This window comes from Mycolicibacterium sp. XJ870 (assembly GCF_053483975.1).
In genome coordinates this window covers 183,653-204,318 of the sequence record NZ_JBEFTI010000009.1, presented here as the reverse complement: position 1 = coordinate 204,318, position 20,666 = coordinate 183,653, and the positions used below count along the sequence as shown (strand labels likewise).

Sequence of the window (20,666 nt, the reverse complement as noted above, 5' to 3'; positions counted from 1 at the left end):
TCATCATGGCGCAGAAGCACAGCACGGCGGTGCCGCCCGGGCTTGCCGAGCATCCACTCGGAACGTTCCGCCCCGGGCAGGCGAGAAATGTGTATGCCCACCCTGCCGCTGAGATCGCCCGGCTATACGAACGCGGCCTTCTGCACCGCCTTGCGAACGGCTATTACGTGGTGATTCCGCAGCACCTGATCGGCCGCTCGTGGAAGCTTGAGCTGGAAACCGCGGCGGCCGGTATCGGCTCAGCCATCTACGGCAGCGACGACGTCGTGCTGATGAGTGTCAGCGCCGCCCGACTGCACGGAGCCATTCCCCGCGCCCTGGCGACCGCAGTTGTTGCAGCGCCACAACAACATCGACCCATCGTGCTGTCGGATCGACAAGCCGTCGTGCGCTTCGTCAAACGCGACACACCTAGATTGGACGCCGAGCGAGTCAGCACCGAACTCGGACCCACCCTGGTCACTTCACCCGAACAGACAGTGCTCGACTTGGCCAATCGCCCCAGCCTGGGCTACGCCGAAGCCGACATACCCGCCGCGGTCGCCGCGCTCTACGCGCGGTGCGATACAGAGCGACTAGCGCAACTCGCGACCCGACAGCGCCGGATGGCATCCCTGCGCCGCGCCGAGAACTGGGCCCGCGGACGGTCATGAATCCAGACGAACGTGACGTGGTGGCAACACAGTTCGGTGTCGCGGCCGAACAGGTAGAACGCGATCACCTGATTTCGCACCTGCTCGCCTTCCTGAGCGCGCAGTTCGGCGATCGGATTCACTTCATCGGAGGCACTGCACTTCTCGGACGTATCTTCCCGATGGCCGGCTCAGCGAAGACATCGACCTCGTTGCCATCGGCAGCCGCAAGGACGTCGCGCGCGGTCTCGACACCGCGCTGCCCCGTGCGGTAGCGCGCACTCACGGCAGGCTCACCGTCGAGCCTCTACTCCGCGATACCCCGGACACGCTTCCGGTGCTGCTGCGCCCCGCAGACGGCCGTCCGGTCCGGCTGCAGCTGCTGTCTGCGCGGGACCGTATCGTCTGGCCCACCGAACTTTTCAGTTTGATCCAGCGCTACACCGACGCCGCACCTGCCGAGCTCCTCGTTCCCACCCTGCCGGCCTTCGCGGCCTCCAAGACCGCAACGTGGTCGGATCGACACGCTGCCCGCGACCTATGGGACCTTTGGGCGCTGAGCAACATCGACGCGATCGATGCCGACGCGGCCTCGCTGTTCCGGCGATATGGACCCACCAACAGGAACCCGGCACCCTACCTGTTCAACTGTGCGCCATCAGACGCGGAGTGGCAGGCGCAACTGGCCGGCCAAACCCGCCTCACCGTCTCCGCGGGCCAAGCACTCGAAGCGGTACGCGACGCATGGCGGCAGGCATCGCGAGCTACACCCTCTGAAGTGGGGCGGGCGGGGCTCGAACCCGCGACCAATGGATTATGAGTCCACGGCTCTAACCGACTGAGCTACCGCCCCGGGCGCGGCTGCGCGGCACCTATGTTCCCACATTGTGCGCCCGCCACCACCAGCGGCTTCGGGCGACCGTGCGGTTCTATCCGCGACGCGCCGCTGCCGCCGGATGAATCGGCACACTCGGCGAGTCAAATCGGCGCGATCAGCACATACGGCCGATACGCTCACCGCGTGATCCGCTTTCTGCTGCGCATTGCGATCTTCCTCGGCTCATCGGCCATCGGCTTGCTGGTCGCGTCATGGCTGGTGCCGGGTGTTCGGGTGTCGATCGTCGGCTTCATCACCGCGGTCGTGATCTTCGCCGTCGCGCAGGGCATCCTCTCGCCGTTCTTCCTCAAGATGGCCAACCGCTACGCCTCGGCATTCCTGGGCGGCATCGGCCTGATCTCGACGCTGGCGGCATTGATCCTGGCCTCGGTGCTCACCAGCGGTCTCAGCATCCGCGGGATCGGCTCGTGGATCGCGGCGACGGTCGTCGTCTGGCTCGTCACCGCGCTCGCGACCCTGGTGTTGCCGATGCTGGTCCTCAAGAAGAAGGCCACCTCGGCCTAAGTGGAATCATGGCGGGCGTGCCGTCACCGTCCTACGCGTTCGCCTCCGACAACGCCGCGCCCGCACACCCGAACATCATCGACGCGATCGCCGCGGCCAACGCCGGCGCCGCCCCGTCCTACGGCGACGACGTCGTCACGCAGCGGGCCGCCGAGGTCATCAAAACGGCGTTCGACTCCCCAGACGCCGACGTGTTGTTCGCGCTCACCGGAACCGGCGCCAACATCATCGCGCTCGCCTCGGCGGTTCGGCCGTGGCAGGAGATCCTCTGCAGCGACATCGCGCACTCGCTGGTCGACGAGGCGGGCGGTCCGGTCCGGCTCTCCGGCGCTCAACTGACCAAGTTGCCCAGTGATGACGGCCTCATCGCCCCAACGGAACTCGATAGGGCCGTTGTCCGGCGCGGGCCGGTCCATCATTCGCAGCCTCGGATCGTCACGATCACGCAATCCACCGAGAACGGACGTCTCTGGACCCCGCAGGCGATCAAAGACTTCGTCGACCACGCCCACGATCTGGACCTCCTGGCACACGTCGACGGATCACGAATCGCCAACGCGGTTGCAGCTCTGGATATCTCGCCACGAGACGCCATCGGTGATGCCGACATCGTCACCGTTGGCGGCACCAAGAACGGAATCCTGTTGGGGGACGCGATCCTCGTGCGCCGTCCCGTACTGTTCGACGGAATTCACTTCGTACAGAAGCAAATCGGTCACCTGACGAGCAAGCAACGCTTCATCGCAGCTCAGTTCGAGGCATTGCTGCACGACGGCTTGTGGCTGCGGAACGCCGGCCACGCCAACGCGATGGCCGCCCGTCTCAGTGCAGGCTTTGAGAGCCTTGGCCACCGACTCGCCTCTCCGGCCGAGGCCAACGAGGTGTTCGTCGACCTCGACCCTCGCGCTTACGAGCAGATGTCGACGGCTTATGCCATCCACCGGCCCGACCCTCTGCTACCCACTGTGCGGTTCGTCTGTTCATGGGCAACGACGGAGCAGGAGATTGACGAGGTTCTCCGGCTCCTCGCCTGAATTCGGCATCAGGGTCGTGAATTCGGCGAATGTGCAGCCCTGGCGTCGGAAACGGCGTAACACCTAAGCGGTGACGGCTTGGAGAATGGCGGTGGCGGCATCCCTCGCCGTCACCGCGTGCACTGCACCGCAGACATCCGCCCTCAAGCCCATCGACCCTGCCAACTTTCAGACCGTCGTCGCGGACGCCGCTAAGAAACTGCAGGTACCAGGCGCATTGGTGTTGCTGCAGACACCGCAGGGCACGTTCACCGCGAAGGTTGGCACCACCGAGCTGGGCACGCAATCACCCCCGCAGCCCGACACGCACTTCCGGATCGCGTCGAACACCAAGACCATGACGGCCGCGGTGATTGTGCTTCTCGCCCAGGACGGAAAGCTCAAGCTCGACGATCCGGTGTCGACCTACATCCCCAACGTGCCCAACGGCGACACAATCACTCTCGCGGACCTCCTGACAATGCGCAGCGGGCTGTATTGCTACACCTTCGCTCCGGAACTGGCAGCACAACTCGATGCCGACCCGGCGAAGGCGTGGACACCGCGGGAAGTGCTGTCCATCGCGTTCGCCCATCCGCCGAGTGCCGCGCCCGACACCACCTACGAGTACTGCAACACCAACTACGCAATTCTGGGTCTGGTCGCGGAGAAGGTTGACGGCCGGGTATTGGCGGAGCAGTTCGATGCGCGCCTGTTCCGGCCGCTCGACATGCCGGACACCGTGCTGCCCGCCGCCGACGTCACAGCGCTGCCCGGTCCGTATTCCCACGGCTACATGTACGGAAAGACGTTGTACGCCTTGGTCGATGAGGCTTACCCAGCCGAGTTGACCGCGGCGGCCAAGGCCGGGACGCTCAAACCAATCGACTACACCCACCAGAACTCGTCATATGCCACAGCGGCCGGCGGCGCCATCTCCACTGCCGACGACCTGGCCGCGTGGATACGAGCCCTGGGTACCGGCAAGGTCTTCGATGCCGAGTACCAACAACTCTGGCTGGACAGCCTCCGCCCCGAGGATCCGGACCAGCCGGACGGGCAGCAATACGGCTATGGCATCAGCTATCAACGGTTCGGCCCGAACGCCGCGATGTACTACCACGGCGGTGAACTGCCGGGCTTCAACTCGTTCATCGGATTTGATCGCTATAACGATGTGGCGCTTGTGATCTGGACGAATTTGACGCTGTCACCGGACGGTAGGACGACGGCCAACGCACTGCTGCCGACCGTCCTGGACGAGATCTATCCGGGCTTGGACCTCGGTTGAATTCAGCTGTAGACCGGTTGCCCGTCGGCTCCCAGCCGATACGTCTCGGTCCCGTCGTCTACCCGCGCCGCGTCGACACCTAGTGCGACGGCCACCTTGTTGCACGCGTTGCGCATGACGTCGAGCGTCAGCTCGATCGCTTCATCGCGCGAAAAGTGTTGCAGCAGCTCGTCACCCGACACCTGTGACGGCGTCCAGATCAGCGCGTCGACGTACCGCAACGCAGCCTTGTGCCGGCCGGACAGCTCCGAATTCTCATAGTCGTCGATCTCGTCATAGACGGACTCGGTCGCGCCGGCCTCCAATGCGGCAGCTTCCCGCAGCGACTTGCACAGCCGGCAATTGTGCTGCCTGGCCCCGCGCAGTCGGGCGATCTCGGAGGTCACCGGATCCAGCGCCCGCATCCGACCCACCGCGGGCACGAAGACGTCCAGCACGTAATCGCCGGGGTTCGTGTCGTGGTCCCAGCTCACGGGCTCGATCGGCACGTCCACCCCGATCGCGGACAGCCCGGCATGCACCCGCGGCACGAAGTCGGCGATGTAGATCAGTGTCGCCACGCCAAATACGTCGGCGCCCAACAAGTCTGAGAAAGCGGCGCGGTGCGCATCGCTGATCGCCGTCACGTCGACACTGAACTGCTCGGCGAACTCGGTGACCATGGGGTCGACGGCACCGCCGGAGGACTCGGCAGGCAGCGGCGGCAATCCGACCGTCGAGGCGCACGCCTCCCGAATGTCGGCGTTGATGTCGGCCAGTTTCGGCGGCGACAACGCCACCAGACGGGTCAACTCACTCAACACACCGGCAGTATCCATCACCGTGCGCACCCGCGGGGCGGTTTAGTTGAGCGGCGCTCTCGGACTTGCCGCAGTGACCGGCCGGCCTAAACTGGGTAGACACCTAGAGGAGGTGTGTGCCATGAAGAAAGTCTTCGTCACCTTGGCCACGCTCGCGGTGTCGGCGGGAATCGCACTCACCGGGGCCGGAAGCGCCCAGGCCAACAATGACCCGGGCCTGTGCTGGAACGGCTGGATCTGGAGCGCCTGCGTGTCAGGACCAGGTTGGATTGACGGGAAGCCGTGGAATCCTGGACATGGGCCTTGGGATATCCGTCACGGCGGGAAGCATTGGAAGTAGCTAGAGCGGCTCCCGGCTCACATCCAACCCCGACGCATAGCTCTCCTTGACCACGTCGAGGTGCACCCAACTGTCGACGACACCGACGCCGGACAGCACACGCACGGCATCGAGAATCTCGATCAGTTGGGCGGCCGAGAATGCCCGCACCGTCACCAGCAAGTCGAACCGGCCCAGCGTGCGGGCCACAAAGATCACCGACCGCATGCCCATCAGCGCCGACACCACCTCATCAGCTGCCCCGGTGAGTCTGATCCCGAGCCCGAGCGCGCTCTGCCGGTCCTGGCCGGAATGCCGGACCACCGCACCGATGCGCACCACCTGCGATTCGATGAGCCGCACGACACGGCGCCGCGCACCCGCGGGTGAAAGCCCCACCGTCTCGGCCAGATCCACGTAGGACGCCCGCCCGTCGTTCTGCAGGGCACGCAGCAGCGCCAGGTCGATGTCGTCGACCTCGACGCTGACGTCCCCGACCGGGCCGACCACGTCGCGGAGCACCTCGACGTAGGTGAGCGTATCGATCCCGACGACACCTGGCATCGACCGCAGTTCTGATACCACGCCGTCGATGTCGCGAACCGACCCGACGCGCACCTCGGCCACCAACCCGTATGCACCACTGGTCAGCGACAGGAACGCGACGTCGTCGCGTTCCGCCAGGCTGGCCGCGATCCCGGCCGCCGGCCCGTCGACCATCACGCTGACGTGCGCCAGTGCCCCGCGGCCGAGGACGGCAGGGTGCACGACGCCGCGCACCACCACCTGCCCGGTCGCGATCAGGCGCTGTATCCGGGTGGCGGCCGCCGATCGCGACAGCCCCACCCGGTGCGCGATGTCGCGGTGCGTCAGCCGCCCGTCGCCCTCGAGCAGGCTGATGATCGCCTCGTCCACCTCATCCATCCGGTACCAATCTGAAATTCGTCGAAGATTTTTCCTCAGCGCCCTACCGGCATAACAATCACATAACGAGTCCCCTGACGCTATTTCTGATCTGAATGATACGCCTGACGGGCATATCGACACTGGAAATACGGATGTAACGATCGAAGTGATTGCGCTCGGCTTACCTGCGGGTTTACCGTAACGCAGATCACATCTCGCCCCGGCAGACCACACAGGAAGTGCCCAGCATGACCGCAACATCTTCGGCCCCCATCGGACCCGTCGACGCGTCGAAGGTCCCACGCTTCGCCGGACCCGCCACCTTCGCGCGGCTACCCCGACTCGACGAGGTGACCAAAGCTGACGTCGTGGTCGCCGGGATTCCCTTTGACTCCGGTGTCTCCTACCGGCCCGGGGCGCGATTCGGCCCAAGCCACGTCCGGGAGTCCTCGCGGCTGTTGCGGCCGTACAACCCCGGCCTCGACGTGTCGCCGTTCGATCTCATCCAGGTGGCCGATGCGGGCGATATCGCGGTGAACCCGTTCAACATTCACGAGGCGATCGAAACCATCGAAGGCGCTGCGGGTGAACTCACCTCCGACGGAACGAAACTGGTGACCATAGGTGGTGACCACACCATCGCGCTGCCACTGCTGCGCGCGGCGGCCGCCAAGCACGGCCCGGTTGCGCTGGTGCACTTCGACGCCCACCTCGACACCTGGGACACCTACTTCGGCGCCGAATACACCCACGGCACCCCGTTCCGCCGCGCCGTCGAAGAGGGCATCGTCGACACCGAGGCGCTGTCGCACGTCGGCACCCGCGGCCCGCTGTACGGCAAGAAGGACCTCGAGGATGATCGCCGCTTCGGGTTCGGCATCGTCACCTCGTCCGATGTGTATTACCAAGGCGTGCGCGAGGTCGTCGACAAACTCCGGCAGCGCGTCGGTAACCGCCCCGTCTACGTCTCGATCGACATCGATGTGCTCGACCCGGCACACGCGCCTGGCACGGGCACCCCCGAGGCCGGCGGCATGACGAGCCGTGAGCTGCTGGAGATCCTGCGCGGGTTCCGCGGATTGAACCTGATCGGCGCCGATGTCGTCGAGGTTGCTCCGGCCTACGACCACGCTCAGATGACCGGGGTGGCGGCGTCGCACGTCGCGTACGACCTGGTGTCCCTGCTGGCATTGGGTTCTGATGCGTAACGGAGGCGACCTCGTCGTCGAAACCCTCACCGCACTGGGTGTCTCGCATGTCTTCGGCATCCCGGGCCAGAACGCGCTCGGCTTGTTCGACGCCATCCGGCGCAGCGATCTGACGTTCATCAGCTCACGCGTGGAGAACAACTCCGCATTCGGCGCCGACGGCTACAGCCGTGTCAGCGGCGAGGTCGGAGTGCTGTTCCTGTCTACCGGGCCGGGCGCTTTGACGGCGCTCGGCGCGCTGCAGGAGGCCTATGCCACCGGGGTTCCGCTGCTGGTGATCGCCAGCCAGGTGCCGCGATCCGGCATGGGACTGCGCCGGGGCATGCTGCATCAACTTGACGACCAGAAGGCCAGTGCGGTCAACGTCACCAAAAGCGTTGCCACCGTGCGGCGGGCCGCCGAGATTCCGAGCCTGATCGCCGACGCCTACGCGCTGGCGCTGTCTGCACCGGCAGGCCCGACGTGGGTGGAGGTCCCACAGGATGTGCTGTTGGAGCCGACCTCGGTGCCGCCGGTGACCATGTTGGCGTGCCCGCCGACGTACCGTTCCCCGCGGGACGAGATCCTCCAGGAGGCCGCGACGCTGCTGAACAGCGCTGCGCGACCGGTCATTCTGGCCGGCGGTGGGGTGCGCCGATCCCCCGGCGGACCTGAGGCGTTGGTGGTGCTGGCCGAAAAGTTGGGCGCACCTGTGGTTTCCACGATCGGCGGTAAGGGTGCCATCCCGTTCGACCACCCGCTGTCGGCCGCATCCTGGATCGAAGACCGCTACACCACCGACCTGCTCGAAGATGCCGACGTGTTGCTGGCCGTCGGCACCGCGATGGGCGAGGTCACCAGCAACTACTTCACGTTCGCCCCGCGCGGGCAGCTCATCCACATCGACGCAGAAGCGCGCGTGCTGGAGGCAAACCACCCCGCACTGGCCATCCATGCCGACGCCGCCGCGGCCATGAGCGCGTTGACCGCGCGGGTGGCCGCCCGCGACAACGGTCCGGGCGCCGCGCAGGCCGCGGAGTTACGAAAAGCCGTGCAGGACAGGCTTGCCACGCAAGACGTGCAAACCGAGCTGGCGCTTATGGCCGACCTCCGCGCTGCCGTGCCGTCGACCACCCACACCTTCTGGGACATGACGATCGCCGGTTACTGGGCCTGGTCGGCGTGGGATCCGCAGGACGGCGGTTTCCATTCCGGCCAGGGCGCAGGCGGTTTGGGCTTCGCCTTCCCGGCCGCCCTGGCAGCCGCGATCGCGACCGGCGAGCGAACCTTCGCGGTATCCGGTGATGGCGGTGCCATGTACTCGATCGCCGAACTGGCCACCGCGCGTCAGCACGACGCCAATGTCACCTGGCTGATCGTCGACGACGGTGGATACGGAATCCTGCGCGAATACATGACCGCCGAGTTCGGTTCCGCAACCGCCACCGAACTGGCCCGGCCCGACTTCGCCGGATTGGCAGCCAGTTTCGGGATTCCGGCACGCGCCGCCACTACCGAGAATGTCGGCGAGATCGTGGCGGCCACGTTCGGGACCGAGGGCCCCGCCGTGGTCGTCCTGCCCGCGCTGCTGCGTATGTTTGCACCCACCCACCTAACGAAGGAATGAAGCCGTGGGTAAACCACTCGATATCGCGATCGTCGTCGTCTATCTCCTCGCCATGCTCGCGTTCGGGTTCTGGGGCAAGACCCGCACCAAGAACTCCGCCGACTTCCTGGTCGCGGGCCGTCGCCTTGGTCCGGCCCTGTACACCGGCACGATGGCTGCCGTCGTGCTCGGCGGTGCCTCCACGGTCGGCGGCGTCGGCCTGGGTTATAAGTGGGGAATCTCGGGCATGTGGCTGGTCGTCGCGATCGCCGTCGGCCTGCTCGCACTAAGCCTGTTCTTCGCCGGACCCATTTCGCGCCTACGGGTTTACACCGTCGCGCAGATGCTGAGCCTGCGCTACGGCGTCGACGCCACGTCGGCGTCCGGTGTGGTGATGGCCGCCTACACGTTGATGCTGTCTGTCACCTCGACCATTGCGTACGCGACGGTGTTCAACGTGCTGTTCGGCACGGGCCGCACGCTGTCGGTGATCATCGGCGGTGCGGTGGTCATGCTGTACTCGTCGATCGGCGGCATGTGGTCCATCACGCTGACCGACATGGTGCAGTTCATCCTCAAGACCATCGGTGTGTTCTTCCTGCTGCTGCCGTTCACCTGGAACAGGGCCGGCGGCCTGGACGGCATCCGCGAGCGTGCCGGTGACGCGGTGTTCGACTTCACCGCGATCGGCACCGACACCATCATCACGTTCTTCGTGGTCTACAGCTTCGGAATGCTGATCGGACAGGACATTTGGCAGCGGGTGTTCACCGCACGCTCGCCGCAGGTGGCCAAGTGGGGTGGCACCACGGCCGCGCTCTATTGCGTGCTGTACGGCGTTGCCGGGGCGTTGATCGGCATGGCCGCCGCGACATTCCTGCCCGACGTCGAAGCCTCGGACGACGTCTACGCCCAGATCGCGGAATCCATCCTCCCTGTTGGCATCAGCGGTATCGTGCTGGCCGCCGCGGTGGCCGCGATGATGTCGACAGCGTCGGGAGCGCTGATTGCCACTGCGACTGTCGCCCGAACCGATGTGAAACCGCTGCTGTTACGCCTGATCGGTCGGAAAGCCGATGACGCGGAGAGTCCCGAAGGAGACGTGCATTCGGACCGCCGTTACGTCGCGGTGCTCGGCGTCATCGTGATCATCATCGCCGCGCTGCTCAACGACGTGGTGGGCGCGCTCACCATCGCCTACGACATTCTCGTCGGCGGGCTGCTGGTGGCGATCCTCGGCGGGTTCCTCTGGAAGCGGGCGACCGGCGCCGGTGCACTGGCGTCGATGGCTGTCGGCACCGTGGTGACGCTGGGGACGATGGCGATCGTCGGTGATGTGCTGGCCAACGAGCCGATCTACTACGGCCTGGCTTCAAGCCTGATCGCCTATGTCGTGGTCAGCCTTGCGACGACCCGGACCCCCGCACCGGTGCTGCAGGTATGGGACGACCGGCTGGCCGGACGCGAGATTTCCCCTGGCCGAGCAGACGTGGAAGTACCCTAGAAAACTGAAGTGCTCCCCGGAAGTTGGACTGAAATTCAGTTCCTTCTTGTGGGAGTACTTTTTTGCATCCTTCTAGTTCGTTGACTGCGGCTCAACGCGGTGCGGCGGTAGCGTTGTTCGAGCAGGGCCGGGGCTACAGCGCCACGGCGAGGTATCTGGGAGTCAATCGTTGGGCGGTTCGTGTGCTTCATCAGCGATGGGCTCTGCATGGCAGGAAGGCGCTGGTGGTTAAACCGACCAGGAACTCTGATCAGCGTCCCGGCACGCATCGCCTCCTCCGCCCGACGGCTGACCCGGCATCTGCCGCGGACCTCGCCCTGGGAAACCGCGTGGAATGCCCTGTTCCACAACCTGTTTCGGCGACATCGGCCGCTCATCGCCTAACCCAGGCAGCCTCACCCATCCCCCGGCCCGAAAGACCCACAGGAACAAGCCGATACAGAGATCGGCCATCACACACGCCCACACCACAGCTCACCTCAGATCCAAGCCGCACAACCAAACTCAACTGCACATCGACAGTCGATCGGTGGATCAAGGTTTAGCCGCATCGAAGCGTTCCGCGCCGGGCTGGCCCGCTTCGAGCCCGTTCGGTGGTCGTCGACACGGATAGTCACCGAAACCGCGTGTCCAGGTTGAGTTTTGCTTCGATGGACTGCATGCTTGTCCATGATGCGCGATGACTGATTCCGGCGAGTACCCGCTAACGCCGACGCAGCAGCGTGCCTGGCTGAATTTCATGCGGGTCTATCACCGGCTCGAATATGAGGTGAACCGTCACCTGCGCACCGAGTGCGGCCTTTCACTCTACGACTACACGGTGCTCAGTACGCTCTCGCGCGCACCGGATCGCCGCCTGCAGCTGACCGCACTGGCCACGGTGATCGGGTGGGAACGCAGCCGGGTTTCTCACCACCTGATGCGGATGGCACGCCGTGGCCTGGTCGAGCGCACAACCTGTGACACCGACGGTCGCGGCACTGTCGTTGTCCTGACCGACGAGGGCTGGGACCGGCTCGCCGGCGCTGCCCCGGTGCATGCAGAGTGGGTACACCGGGCGTTCTTCGCCGATCTGGATCCCGAGCACGAGGATGCCCTCGCCGACATCCTCGCCGTTGTACACGAGAGTCTGTTGCGCGAGGGCACCTTGCCGCGTCCCGACCTCAGATAGACCGGCTAAACCTGATTCATGCCCCCGTCGACGAAGATCTCCGCACCTGTCATGAAGCTGCTCGCATCGGAGCCGAGGAATACCGCCACGGCGGCCAGTTCGGCAGGATCACCTATCCGCTTCATCGGGTTCGTTGCCAGACCGTCGAAGAACGCCTGCCGCTGGTCTTTGTCAGGCACCAGTTCGGTGAGTCCCTCGGTCAGGATGGGACCGGGTATGACCGTGTTGACCCGGAAGCCGCGCTCGCCCAACTCGGTGGCCCAGGTACGGCCGAAGGACCGGACAGCAGCCTTTGCCGCGGCGTAGGCGCCGAATGCCGGGGTACCCCTGGTGGCCGCGGTGGAGCCGGACAGAACGATCGAGGCACCGGGATTGAGTAGCGGCAGCGTCTTCTGCACGGTGAACACCGTCCCGCCCACGTTGCGGTTGAACGTGTCGATGAGGTGTTCGGGTGTCTCGTCCTCCAGCGTGGCGAACTCACCACTGCCAGCGTTGGTGAAGACGATGTCAAGGCCGGCGCCTGCGTCGCGGATGACCCCGACAAGTCGGTCCAGGTCCTCGCTGTTGGTGACATCGCTGGCTACACCGACGACACCGGAACCCAGCGACGCTGCGGCGGCGTCGACGCGCTGTTGGGTACGCCCGGTGATGAACACCTTGGCGCCCTCGTCGGCGAAGGCGCGCGCCGTCGCATAACCGATGCCGGATGTGCCGCCGGTGATCAGTGCTGTTTTTCCTTCGAGCTGAGCCATCTCGCCCTCCTGTTGTCGAAAACGCTTGTTGCGTTTCACATCCAACAACTAGGTGACATGACACGTTATTCCGGGACATGTCACCTACCGTGGTCGTCAACTCCCCCTGTACCCATTGCTGCACCCCTGCGTATACCAGCGTGTGCTTCTCCGCGGGTGCCGTAGGACGGGCCCGCCTCGATCACGACGCCTGAGAGCTCGGACCGCTGCCCGTTAGCAAGCGAGACGCCCGTGTCGGCCAATCCTTCCGGCAGACCGTCCATGACGTAGGGAGGGACGACGAGACGCGTGTCCGGTCCAGTGAGATCTTCCAGGGTGGCAGGGTTGAAGGACACGTGGTGCTCGTGTGACACCGAGGTGCAGAGTCCAACATTCGGGGACTCCTTCAAACCGCTATTTTCGGGTACCTACGCGTCTGCTCGCGCAGTGTTCGCTCGCAGACGTTCCCACGGCCACGTCATGAGTGCCCACACAATCACCACCAAGGCACTGGCGGTCAGCACGTACATCGGCCACGGGCCGAGCACGTCGAGCAGCGACGCGGTCGAAGGTTTCGCGTTGAGGAAGCCGTAGTTTGTTCCCGCAATGCCGTTGAACGCCATGGTGACCGCGGCCCAGGCCGCGGTCACCAGCACCACGAAGCGGTAGCTGTCCCAGCCGGGACGCAGCCCGCGACCCCACGTCAGATAGATTGCGGCCCAGACTACGAGCAGGTGAATCGACCAGAACGCCAGGAACTCGTAGTGCGGGAAGTCCGGGCTCTTGAGCACCGGTGAGATCAGCGCCTGCGCGCTCAGTGTCAGACCCCAGTAATAGGTGAGCACGAACGCCCACTGTCGTTGAGACCAGAACGCGTACGCCGCTGTGACGGTGGCGAAGTCGGTCAGTCGCAGCGGCACCGACCGTTCGACAGACGGCGGGATGAGCGTGTAGATGAACATCGCCACGTATATCGCGAATGTCACCGCACCGAGCACGCGACCGAAGATGCGCGCCTGATGTTCAGTTTGGCGACGCCCGAGCCACACCAGCAGCACTGCCACGACGGCGAACACGGCAATGGCGGCCCAGTAGGACGGGCCGTAGGCGGTGAACATGCGCTGCGAGTCAGTCAGACCCAGATTATTGCGCCTGACTCACCGACGACATGTGGAAGTCGGGAATTCTCAAGGTCGGCATCGCTGCCCTCGTGGCCCAGTCACCCCATTCGCGCGGCAAGGTGACCTCGCTGATGCCGGCCTCGGTGGCCCGCCGCAGGAGATCCAGCGGGCTCTCGTTGAACCGGAAGTTGTTCACCGCGCCCGTGATCTCGCCGTCCTCGATCAGGTACACCCCGTCGCGGGTCAGCCCGGTCAACAGCAGCACGGTGGGATCCACCTCGCGCATGTACCACAGCGTGGTCAGCAGCAGACCGTGCTCGGTGCCTGCGATCATGTCGGCAAGTTCGGTTGTCCCGCCGGTCATCAGCAAGTTGTCGGCGGGTGCGGCGACCGGCGCACCGTACTCGGCGGCTACCGCACGCGGATACGCCAACGCGTTGACCACGCCGTCGCGAATCCAGTCCACCCGGCCGATGTCCATGCCGTTGTCGAAGATCGACATCCGTTCCGAGGAGCTGGGTACGGCGACGAACGGCTGGCACGCCAGGGATTCCACGACCGGATCGGAGTAGAGCGTCAGCCCGAGATCCGTGAGTTTCTCCCCCACCCTGGTTCCGCCTGGCGCCGACAACGCGGTGCGGCCCTCCTGCGCACCGCGGCCGTCCATGGTCCAGGCCAGGTAGATCATCATGTCTGCGACGGTCGAGGGCGGCATGATCGTCTCGTACCGCCCGGCCGGCAACTCGACGGTCCGATCCGCCCAGCCAAGCCGCAGTGACAGATCGTCGAGCAGCGAATCCACCTGCACATCAACGAAGTCCGGCGTGCTCACCCCGGCCCAGGCGCTGGCCCCGTTGCGTTTGGCGTTGATCTCCACCGACCCGGTCGGCTGGGTGTACCGCCGCCGCAATCCAGCTGAGGTCGCCACGAACGTCGTCTCCAGCACATGCCGGGCGTACCCATAGAGCTGGTCGGAACCGCGGAAACCCTTGGCGAGATCACCTGCGATCCCGGAGAACACCTGTGCGCCCGTCCCGGGAACCGGCGCATCCCAATCAGACGGCACACCGTCGGGCGGCAGCGGCGGGGCCGCGTCGCGCGCCTCGGGTGCGGCCAGCGCCGCCTGCTGCGCAGCGGCAACCAGATCCGGGATTACCGCCGGATCCACCTCGCTCGAGCGCACCGACCCGACATGAGCCTTCTCACCATGGCGCACAATGGAAATCACCGTGGTGGTACGGCTCACCGTATCGCCGTTCGTGGTCATCGAGTTGCCCGCCCAGCGCAGCGACGCATCGGCTCGGTCGGTGACCAGCACTACAGTTTCAGCGGTCTCACGCCCCTGCCCCGCCGCGGCCAAGGCGATGTCGACGACCTGCTGTGCGCCGATCATCGGCCGCCCTCCGTCCGGGTGTTGAGCACATTGACACCTCGGAACAACGCACTCGGGCAGCCGTGGCTCACCGGGGCCACCTGTCCGGGTTGTGCCTTGCCACAATTGAACGCTCCGCCCAGTCGCCAGGTCGACGGTCCGCCAACGGCTTCCATCGAGCCCCAGAAGTCGGTGGTGGTCGCCTGATAAGCGACGTCACGCACCTGGCCGTCGAGCCGGCCGTCGCGGATCCGGTAGAACCGTTGACCGGTGAACTGGAAGTTGTACCGCTGCATGTCAATTGACCAGGACTTGTCGCCGACGATGTAGAGGCCGTCGGACACCCGGGAGATCAGGTCCGCGGTGCTCAGGTCCTCCCGTCCCGGCTGCAGCGACACGTTCGCCATCCGCTGGATCGGCACGTGGTGCGGTGAATCGGCATACGCGCAGCCGTTGGAGCGAGCCTGGCCCAGTCGGGGTGCGAACACCCGGTCCAGTTGGTAGCCGACGAAGAGACCGTCGCGCACCAGGTCCCAACTCTGCGCGCGCACTCCCTCGTCGTCGAATCCGACACTGGCCAAACCGAATTCCACGGTGCGGTCGGCGGTCACGTTCATCACCTTGGAGCCGTACCGCATGGTGCCGAGCTTGTCCGGGGTGGCGAACGACGTTCCGGCGTAAGCGGCCTCGTAGCCGATGGCCCGGTCGTATTCGGTGGCGTGGCCGATGGATTCGTGAATGGTCAGCCACAGGTTGGACGGGTCGATCACCAGATCGGTGGGTCCGGCCACGACTGACGGCGCCTTGGTCTTCTCGGCCAGCAGGGTCGGCAGCTCGGCCAGTTCACCGGTCCAATCCCACACCTCGTCGCCGGCGACCGCCTCCCAGCCGCGTGCGGTCGGCGGCGCCAGCGTGCGCATGGTCTCGAATGTGGCTGCGGCCGAATCCACCGCGACGGCCTCCAGCGTCGGCAGCACCCGCACCCGCTGCTGCGTGATCGACGAACCGAACGTGTCGGCGTAGAACGTCTGCTCTTTGACCGCGTGCACGCCCGCCGACACGTGGTCCACACCGTCGGCGGCCAACAGTCGTCCGGAGTATTCGTCGAGCAGAGCGATCTTGTCGGCGGCCGCCACGGTGAACGGGTCGATACCGTACTCGGACACCCAGGTCACGTCGGTGTAGACAGGTTCGGGCGCCAGTTCGATGCGCTCGCCGTTGAGCGCCGACAGTGTCGTCGCCACCTCGACAGCCCGCCGAGCGGTCGCGGCGGCAATCGCCGGATCCAGTTCGGCGTTGGAGGCGAACCCCCACGTACCGTCCACGATCACCCGCACCGCCAGCCCGATCTCCCGGTTGACCACCGAGGTCTCCAGTTCACCGTCACGCAGCTGGATGATCTCGGTGGTGATGCGGTGAATCCGCAGGTCGGCGTAGCTGGCACCGGCCGCGGCCGCCGCGGTCAGCGCCGCGTCGGCCAACTCGGATCGGGGCAGGCCGAGGAAATCGGCGTCCACATGTCGCTGAACTGTCACGGTTCCCCACGGTAGCGGTTGGCTGAGCACCCGCTTCGGGTCAGTTCGCGCGGGCCTCGCCCGCGGTCTGCACCACTGTCGCCGACGGGGCGCTGCCCAACTGGCGAATCACGAAATCGGCCGCTTGATTTGCCATCCCGTTGACCTTGTAGGCACTGTGCGCCGAGCGGTCGAGTCCACCGGGGAAGCACACCGGGTCGCCGGGTGCACACAGCTGAATGGCCTTCGCCGCGTAGGGGGCTCCGATGGCGATGGGCGGCGCGTTGCGGTCGGCCAGGCTCAGAAACCAGCTGTCCGGTGTCCCGAACAGCGCGACGGCCGCGACGTGTGAGGCGATATCCGCGGGCATCGGGCCCGACAGGCCTGCCGGCAGCACGTACCCGGCGGGCACGGCGCTGGACGTGGTGTATCCGGCGACGGCCGCACCCTGCGAATAACCGCCGAGCACGATCGCCGTGTCGGGGCAGCTTGCTGCGATCGACTGAATCCTGTTGCTGGCGTCGGCGATGCCGTCGACGGCCTGCCCGAAGTTCAGCGACGCCGGGTAGTTCACGCCGTAGACGTCGACCGATTTACCGGGCAGTTGCCCCGTCAGCGCGTCGACGAATGCCTGCCCGGTCGCACCGACACCCGGCGCTTCATTGGTCCCGCGGGCGAATACGACTTCCACGTCGGCACACCCGTCGGCAGCGGCACCCGCCGATGCGATCGGACCGACCAGCGAGCCGAGGACGATCGCGGCCAACGCGAGAGCGGGCAGAACTGCGGACTTTGCCAACTTGGCGATCACTGCGCTCATGAGTGCTTCCCCGTCCCTCGTTCCCGTTTGCCATCGCCTCGAAGCGGAAGTGGCAACTGCTTGCAACAAGTGGAATGCGGGCGGCCACGATTCCCGGGCCGTCAAGTGATGTACGCCACGTGAGCAAAGCGTGACCGCCGGGATGGCTGCGACGAATTCGGGCGTTGGTTAACCGGCCGATGCGCCTCGGCGTGGTACCGCCGACTTGACCATGCCGCTACGTCCGAGTGTTGCATTGCAGTCGTGACTGCTGATGACACGACGCTGACCGCTGCTGATTACGCACGCGCCGAACAGATGTTGGCTCCCTACCGCGCGCGGCGAGTGCCGGGCAGTTCACTGGATCCGCAGTGGTTGTCCGATGGCACGCGCTTCTGGTACCGGGTCGGGGCCCGTTACATCGTGGTGAATCCCGATGACGGCAGCCGACGCGACGCGTTCGACCACGACAGATTGGCAGCGGAACTGTCCCAAACATCCGGCCACGCCGTTACCGGGAGCGACCTGTCGATCGCCGGCGTGGAGATCCGCGACGACGACACCGTGCGGTTCACCGCGTTCGACAAGCAGTGGGAATGGTCGGACGATTCGGGCCTGAATGAGCGAGCTGATCCGCAGCCGGTGCCCGGCGAGGTGCCGTCGCCGGACGAGGCGTGGGTCGCATTTCGGCGCGACGGCAACATTTGGGTTCGGCCGCGCAGCGGCGGCGAGGAGTTCGCACTGACCGACGACGCCGAACCATATTTCGACTACGGCGGACTGCCCGACACCACCGGAGCGCGGGCGCTGATGCGAACCCTCGGTCTTCCCCCGCTGTCGATCTTCCACTGGTCGCCCGATTCGACCCGAATCCTGGTGCAGCGCATCGATCAACGCGATCTGCCGGAGCTGGTTCTCGTCGAGTCCTCACCTGCCGACGGTGGCCGCCCGAAGGAACACCGCACGCGCTACACGATACCCGGCGAGGAGGCGGTTGCGACGATGACGTGGAACGTCCTCGATGTGGCCCAGCGCAAGGTGATTCGCCAGCAGGACGAGCCGTTCGTGATCATGCACAACACGGCATTGGTGTACGCGTGGTGGACGGGGAAAGCCGGTGAAGCGGTGCATTTCCTGCACCATTCCCGGGACGCCCGCACCCTCGAGCTGCGTCGCCTCGACCCGGCGACGGGCGCAACGACGACATTGATCAGTGAAACGGGCGAGACGCGCGTCGACCCCGCCGTGCAGCTCGGCGACCCGCAGATGGTGCACGTCCTGGAGTCCGGCGAGATCGTGTGGTGGTCGCAGCGCGACGGCTGGGGACATCTCTACCTCTACTCGGCCGACGGGCAGCAGGTCACCCGTATCACCCAGGGGCAGTGGCTCGTCCGCTCGCTGCTGTGGGTCGACGAGGACCGCAGGCAGGTGTTGTTCCTGGCCGGCGGCCTCAATGAGGACGATCCCTACCTCCGGCAGATCTGCCGGATCAATCTCGACGGTTCCGGCCTCACCCGGCTCACCGGCGACAACCTCGATCACGACGCGGTCAGCCCGCCCGAGGGTGGCTACGTCGTCGACCGGGCATCGTCCTCGAGCCAACCGCCACGGTCGGTCGTGCTCGACGGCGACGGGAAGAAGTTGGTCGAACTCGAGTCACCGGACACCAAGGCGCTCGAAGCGCTCGGCTGGCGTCCGCCGGAGCGCTTCTGCGTCACGGCCGCCGACGGAAAGACGCCGATCTACGGTCTGCTCTGGCGCCCACACGGATTCGACCCGCAGAAGCGGTATCCGATCGTCGAGCACATCTACCCAGGCCCGCAGGTCTACCGGGCCGGACCGTCGTTCGACCCGCCGCACCAGGGCGAGCCGGAAGCCTTCGCTGCGCTGGGCTTTGCAGTGGTCGCGATCGACGGACGCGGTACGGCGGCGCGGGGCAAGGCCTTTCATGACCACTCCTACGGGGACCTCGGCAACGCCGGTGCGCTGGACGACCACGTCGCCGCGATCCGCGAACTGGAGCATCGGTACTCGTGGCTCGACACCAGCCGCGTCGGTATCACGGGGCAGTCCGCCGGTGCATTCGCCGCAGCCCGGGCCGTATTGATGTACCCCGACTTCTACGGCGTGGCGGTCGCGACCTCCGGAAACCACGACAACAACATCAACCTCGCGATGTGGGCCGAGCACTACCACGGCGATCTCAGCGACGATGGCAGGCTCGCGATCTCGAACGCACCCCTGGCCGAGAACCTGACGGGCAAGCTGCTGCTCATCCACGGCGAGCTCGACGACAACGCGCACCCGTACATGACGATGCGGCTCGTCGACGCGCTCATCAAGGCCGACAAAGACTTCGACCTGATCATGATTCCCGGTGCTGAACACGCACTGATCGGCCGCCAGCATTACTTCCTGCGGCGCACCTGGGACTACTTCGTGCGGCACCTGCACGGTACCGAGCCGCCGCGCTACCGCCTCTCGCCGCTACCGCTGCCGTCACTCGGCGGCTGAGCCACGCAGGATCTCCCTTGCCCGGCGCAGCACATCCAGCTGCGCCGGGTTATACAGGTCTGCCATCGCGCCGCTGATCGTCTTGTCCGCGAAGCGTTCCCCGCGTGGGGCGTCGGATCGGGACTCGGCAAGCCCTGGATGAGCCTGGTTCACCGCCCGGATATAGGGGGCGAGACGTTCCGCGAGATCGCTCCGCGTCACCTCGTCGGCGTCGACGGGCAGGTTGTCGAACTCTGCAGACGCCGGATTGTCGGGCTCGTCCCTCATCATGTCGGCGTAGATCCGCATGCCGCGGGGGCCCAGGACCCGGCTCAGCACTACGACCAGAGAGCGGTCGGCGTCCGTCATCTTGGCCGCGGCCGCCGGCGGTACGAAGTCGGGCGGCAGGTCGGTCGGCGCCGAGTGCTCCAACAGCACGGCGAGCTCGTCGCGGGCCCGCTGCAATCGTTCGATGGTGGCGCCGAGTTCGGCGTCCAGCTCCCGTAGAGCCTGCTCGGGGTGATCGTCGGAGTCCCCCATCGCCGCGATCTGCGGAAGCGAAAAGCCCAGCTCGGTCAGCCTTTTGATGCGTACCAACCTGACCAGATGCGCGACGCCGTACTGCTTGTAGCCGTTGGCTCGACGCTGCGGCTCGGGAAGCAGACCGACGGCGTGATAGTGCCGCACGGCGCGCAAACTGGTGCCCGCGAGTTCGGCGATTTCACGGGTACTCCAAGCCACGGTCCCCTACTGTGCCATGGCGCCGGTTTGACTATGCCGTTACGTCCGAGTGTGCCATGGACGC

Annotated in this window: 20 protein-coding genes and 1 tRNA gene; 12 read left to right on the top strand and 9 right to left on the bottom strand. The window is 65.8% G+C overall.

Features of this window, described 5'->3' with window-relative positions; translation table 11 throughout:
* The first annotated feature begins 5 nt into the window (after nucleotides 1-5).
* The 3 genes from ABQF30_RS25805 to ABQF30_RS25795 are packed head-to-tail and all read left to right on the top strand — an operon-like array spanning nucleotide 6 to nucleotide 1,452.
* Nucleotides 6-653 carry a type IV toxin-antitoxin system AbiEi family antitoxin domain-containing protein gene (locus ABQF30_RS25805; RefSeq protein ID WP_448469188.1) on the top strand — a complete coding sequence of 216 codons (648 nt, stop codon included), beginning with the start codon at nucleotides 6-8 and terminating at the stop codon, nucleotides 651-653.
* Nucleotides 650-907, top strand: a complete 258-nt coding sequence (locus tag ABQF30_RS25800; protein ID WP_448469187.1) for a hypothetical protein — start codon at nucleotides 650-652, stop codon at nucleotides 905-907. Before ABQF30_RS25805 ends, ABQF30_RS25800 begins: the two co-directional genes overlap by 4 nt.
* The gene (locus tag ABQF30_RS25795) at nucleotides 835-1,452 is read left to right on the top strand and encodes a nucleotidyl transferase AbiEii/AbiGii toxin family protein (protein ID WP_448469244.1); all 618 of its coding nucleotides are present in this window, start codon (nucleotides 835-837) and stop codon (nucleotides 1,450-1,452) included. The genes ABQF30_RS25800 and ABQF30_RS25795 overlap by 73 nt, the downstream gene beginning before the upstream one ends.
* Here ABQF30_RS25795 and ABQF30_RS25790 read toward each other — a convergent pair.
* A tRNA-Ile gene (locus tag ABQF30_RS25790) sits at nucleotides 1,412-1,485 on the bottom strand. The two genes, ABQF30_RS25795 and ABQF30_RS25790, sit on opposite strands and share 41 nt — an antisense overlap.
* A gap of 168 nt (nucleotides 1,486-1,653) precedes the next feature.
* Here ABQF30_RS25790 and ABQF30_RS25785 point away from each other — a divergent pair.
* The 3 genes from ABQF30_RS25785 (at nucleotide 1,654) to ABQF30_RS25775 (ending at nucleotide 4,338) form a co-directional block, all read left to right on the top strand.
* Nucleotides 1,654-2,034, top strand: coding sequence for a phage holin family protein (locus ABQF30_RS25785; protein ID WP_448469186.1), 381 nt, complete (start codon nucleotides 1,654-1,656; stop codon nucleotides 2,032-2,034).
* An 8-nt stretch (nucleotides 2,035-2,042) separates the two neighbouring features.
* Nucleotides 2,043-3,068: a threonine aldolase family protein gene (locus tag ABQF30_RS25780; protein WP_448469184.1), complete on the top strand. Its 1,026-nt coding sequence runs from the start codon at nucleotides 2,043-2,045 to the stop codon at nucleotides 3,066-3,068.
* Between the two features lie 85 nt (nucleotides 3,069-3,153).
* On the top strand, nucleotides 3,154-4,338 hold the full coding sequence (locus ABQF30_RS25775; RefSeq protein ID WP_448469242.1) for a serine hydrolase domain-containing protein: 1,185 nt from the start codon (nucleotides 3,154-3,156) through the stop codon (nucleotides 4,336-4,338).
* 2 nt (nucleotides 4,339-4,340) lie between these two features.
* On the opposite strand, the gene ABQF30_RS25770 is transcribed toward ABQF30_RS25775, so the two are convergent.
* Nucleotides 4,341-5,156, bottom strand: a complete 816-nt coding sequence (locus ABQF30_RS25770) for a carboxymuconolactone decarboxylase family protein (RefSeq protein WP_448469240.1) — start codon at nucleotides 5,154-5,156, stop codon at nucleotides 4,341-4,343.
* A 103-nt stretch (nucleotides 5,157-5,259) separates the two neighbouring features.
* Here ABQF30_RS25770 and ABQF30_RS25765 point away from each other — a divergent pair, with 103 nt between their 5' ends.
* The gene (locus tag ABQF30_RS25765; protein ID WP_448469182.1) at nucleotides 5,260-5,478 is read left to right on the top strand and encodes a hypothetical protein; all 219 of its coding nucleotides are present in this window, start codon (nucleotides 5,260-5,262) and stop codon (nucleotides 5,476-5,478) included.
* Here ABQF30_RS25765 and ABQF30_RS25760 read toward each other — a convergent pair whose 3' ends face one another.
* Complete coding sequence (locus ABQF30_RS25760) at nucleotides 5,479-6,381, bottom strand: Lrp/AsnC family transcriptional regulator (protein WP_448469180.1); 903 nt, start codon at nucleotides 6,379-6,381, stop codon at nucleotides 5,479-5,481.
* Nucleotides 6,382-6,611: 230 nt separating this feature from the next.
* Here ABQF30_RS25760 and speB point away from each other — a divergent pair, with 230 nt between their 5' ends.
* The 4 genes from speB to ABQF30_RS25740 all read left to right on the top strand — a co-directional run bounded on the left by speB (nucleotide 6,612) and on the right by ABQF30_RS25740 (nucleotide 11,831).
* Nucleotides 6,612-7,571, top strand: a complete 960-nt coding sequence (speB, locus tag ABQF30_RS25755; protein WP_448469178.1) for an agmatinase — start codon at nucleotides 6,612-6,614, stop codon at nucleotides 7,569-7,571.
* On the top strand, nucleotides 7,564-9,177 hold the full coding sequence (locus tag ABQF30_RS25750) for a thiamine pyrophosphate-binding protein (RefSeq protein ID WP_448469176.1): 1,614 nt from the start codon (nucleotides 7,564-7,566) through the stop codon (nucleotides 9,175-9,177). The genes speB and ABQF30_RS25750 overlap by 8 nt, the downstream gene beginning before the upstream one ends.
* A gap of 4 nt (nucleotides 9,178-9,181) precedes the next feature.
* A complete protein-coding gene (locus tag ABQF30_RS25745; RefSeq protein WP_448469174.1) occupies nucleotides 9,182-10,660 on the top strand; it encodes a sodium:solute symporter family protein in 1,479 nt (492 codons plus the stop codon).
* Nucleotides 10,661-11,339: 679 nt separating this feature from the next.
* Nucleotides 11,340-11,831 carry a MarR family winged helix-turn-helix transcriptional regulator gene (locus ABQF30_RS25740; RefSeq protein WP_448469172.1) on the top strand — a complete coding sequence of 164 codons (492 nt, stop codon included), beginning with the start codon at nucleotides 11,340-11,342 and terminating at the stop codon, nucleotides 11,829-11,831.
* A 5-nt stretch (nucleotides 11,832-11,836) separates the two neighbouring features.
* On the opposite strand, the gene ABQF30_RS25735 is transcribed toward ABQF30_RS25740, so the two are convergent.
* The 5 genes from ABQF30_RS25735 to ABQF30_RS25715 form a co-directional block, all read right to left on the bottom strand.
* Entirely contained in the window at nucleotides 11,837-12,583 is a 747-nt protein-coding gene (locus ABQF30_RS25735) for an SDR family oxidoreductase (protein ID WP_448469170.1), read from the bottom strand.
* A gap of 407 nt (nucleotides 12,584-12,990) precedes the next feature.
* Entirely contained in the window at nucleotides 12,991-13,680 is a 690-nt protein-coding gene (locus ABQF30_RS25730; protein WP_448469168.1) for a YwaF family protein, read from the bottom strand.
* A gap of 25 nt (nucleotides 13,681-13,705) precedes the next feature.
* Nucleotides 13,706-15,076: a metallopeptidase TldD-related protein gene (locus tag ABQF30_RS25725; protein WP_448469166.1), complete on the bottom strand. Its 1,371-nt coding sequence runs from the start codon at nucleotides 15,074-15,076 to the stop codon at nucleotides 13,706-13,708.
* Nucleotides 15,073-16,590 carry a TldD/PmbA family protein gene (locus ABQF30_RS25720; RefSeq protein WP_448469164.1) on the bottom strand — a complete coding sequence of 506 codons (1,518 nt, stop codon included), beginning with the start codon at nucleotides 16,588-16,590 and terminating at the stop codon, nucleotides 15,073-15,075. Before ABQF30_RS25720 ends, ABQF30_RS25725 begins: the two co-directional genes overlap by 4 nt.
* A 40-nt stretch (nucleotides 16,591-16,630) precedes the next feature.
* A complete protein-coding gene (locus ABQF30_RS25715; RefSeq protein WP_448469162.1) occupies nucleotides 16,631-17,389 on the bottom strand; it encodes a cutinase family protein in 759 nt (252 codons plus the stop codon).
* A 297-nt stretch (nucleotides 17,390-17,686) separates the two neighbouring features.
* Between ABQF30_RS25715 and ABQF30_RS25710 the strand changes: the two genes are divergently transcribed.
* Nucleotides 17,687-19,882, top strand: a complete 2,196-nt coding sequence (locus ABQF30_RS25710; RefSeq protein ID WP_448469238.1) for a S9 family peptidase — start codon at nucleotides 17,687-17,689, stop codon at nucleotides 19,880-19,882.
* Here the strand turns inward: ABQF30_RS25710 and ABQF30_RS25705 are convergent.
* The gene (locus tag ABQF30_RS25705) at nucleotides 19,868-20,602 is read right to left on the bottom strand and encodes a helix-turn-helix domain-containing protein (protein ID WP_448469160.1); all 735 of its coding nucleotides are present in this window, start codon (nucleotides 20,600-20,602) and stop codon (nucleotides 19,868-19,870) included. The two genes, ABQF30_RS25710 and ABQF30_RS25705, sit on opposite strands and share 15 nt — an antisense overlap.
* Nucleotides 20,603-20,666: the final 64 nt, after the last annotated feature.

Excerpts from the sequence above, each read along its gene's own strand:
- ABQF30_RS25805 (WP_448469188.1), top strand. The coding sequence starts at position 6 with ATGGCGCAGAAGCACAGCACGGCGGTGCCGCCCGGGCTTGCCGAGCAT.
- ABQF30_RS25800 (WP_448469187.1), top strand. The coding sequence starts at position 650 with ATGAATCCAGACGAACGTGACGTGGTGGCAACACAGTTCGGTGTCGCG.
- ABQF30_RS25780 (WP_448469184.1), top strand. The coding sequence starts at position 2,043 with ATGGCGGGCGTGCCGTCACCGTCCTACGCGTTCGCCTCCGACAACGCC.
- ABQF30_RS25775 (WP_448469242.1), top strand. The coding sequence starts at position 3,154 with ATGGCGGTGGCGGCATCCCTCGCCGTCACCGCGTGCACTGCACCGCAG.
- ABQF30_RS25770 (WP_448469240.1), bottom strand. The coding sequence starts at position 5,156 with ATGGATACTGCCGGTGTGTTGAGTGAGTTGACCCGTCTGGTGGCGTTG.
- ABQF30_RS25765 (WP_448469182.1), top strand. The coding sequence starts at position 5,260 with ATGAAGAAAGTCTTCGTCACCTTGGCCACGCTCGCGGTGTCGGCGGGA.
- ABQF30_RS25760 (WP_448469180.1), bottom strand. The coding sequence starts at position 6,381 with ATGGATGAGGTGGACGAGGCGATCATCAGCCTGCTCGAGGGCGACGGG.
- speB (WP_448469178.1), top strand. The coding sequence starts at position 6,612 with ATGACCGCAACATCTTCGGCCCCCATCGGACCCGTCGACGCGTCGAAG.
- ABQF30_RS25750 (WP_448469176.1), top strand. The coding sequence starts at position 7,564 with ATGCGTAACGGAGGCGACCTCGTCGTCGAAACCCTCACCGCACTGGGT.
- ABQF30_RS25740 (WP_448469172.1), top strand. The coding sequence starts at position 11,340 with ATGACTGATTCCGGCGAGTACCCGCTAACGCCGACGCAGCAGCGTGCC.
- ABQF30_RS25735 (WP_448469170.1), bottom strand. The coding sequence starts at position 12,583 with ATGGCTCAGCTCGAAGGAAAAACAGCACTGATCACCGGCGGCACATCC.
- ABQF30_RS25730 (WP_448469168.1), bottom strand. The coding sequence starts at position 13,680 with ATGTTCACCGCCTACGGCCCGTCCTACTGGGCCGCCATTGCCGTGTTC.
- ABQF30_RS25725 (WP_448469166.1), bottom strand. The coding sequence starts at position 15,076 with ATGATCGGCGCACAGCAGGTCGTCGACATCGCCTTGGCCGCGGCGGGG.
- ABQF30_RS25715 (WP_448469162.1), bottom strand. The coding sequence starts at position 17,389 with ATGAGCGCAGTGATCGCCAAGTTGGCAAAGTCCGCAGTTCTGCCCGCT.
- ABQF30_RS25710 (WP_448469238.1), top strand. The coding sequence starts at position 17,687 with ATGTTGGCTCCCTACCGCGCGCGGCGAGTGCCGGGCAGTTCACTGGAT.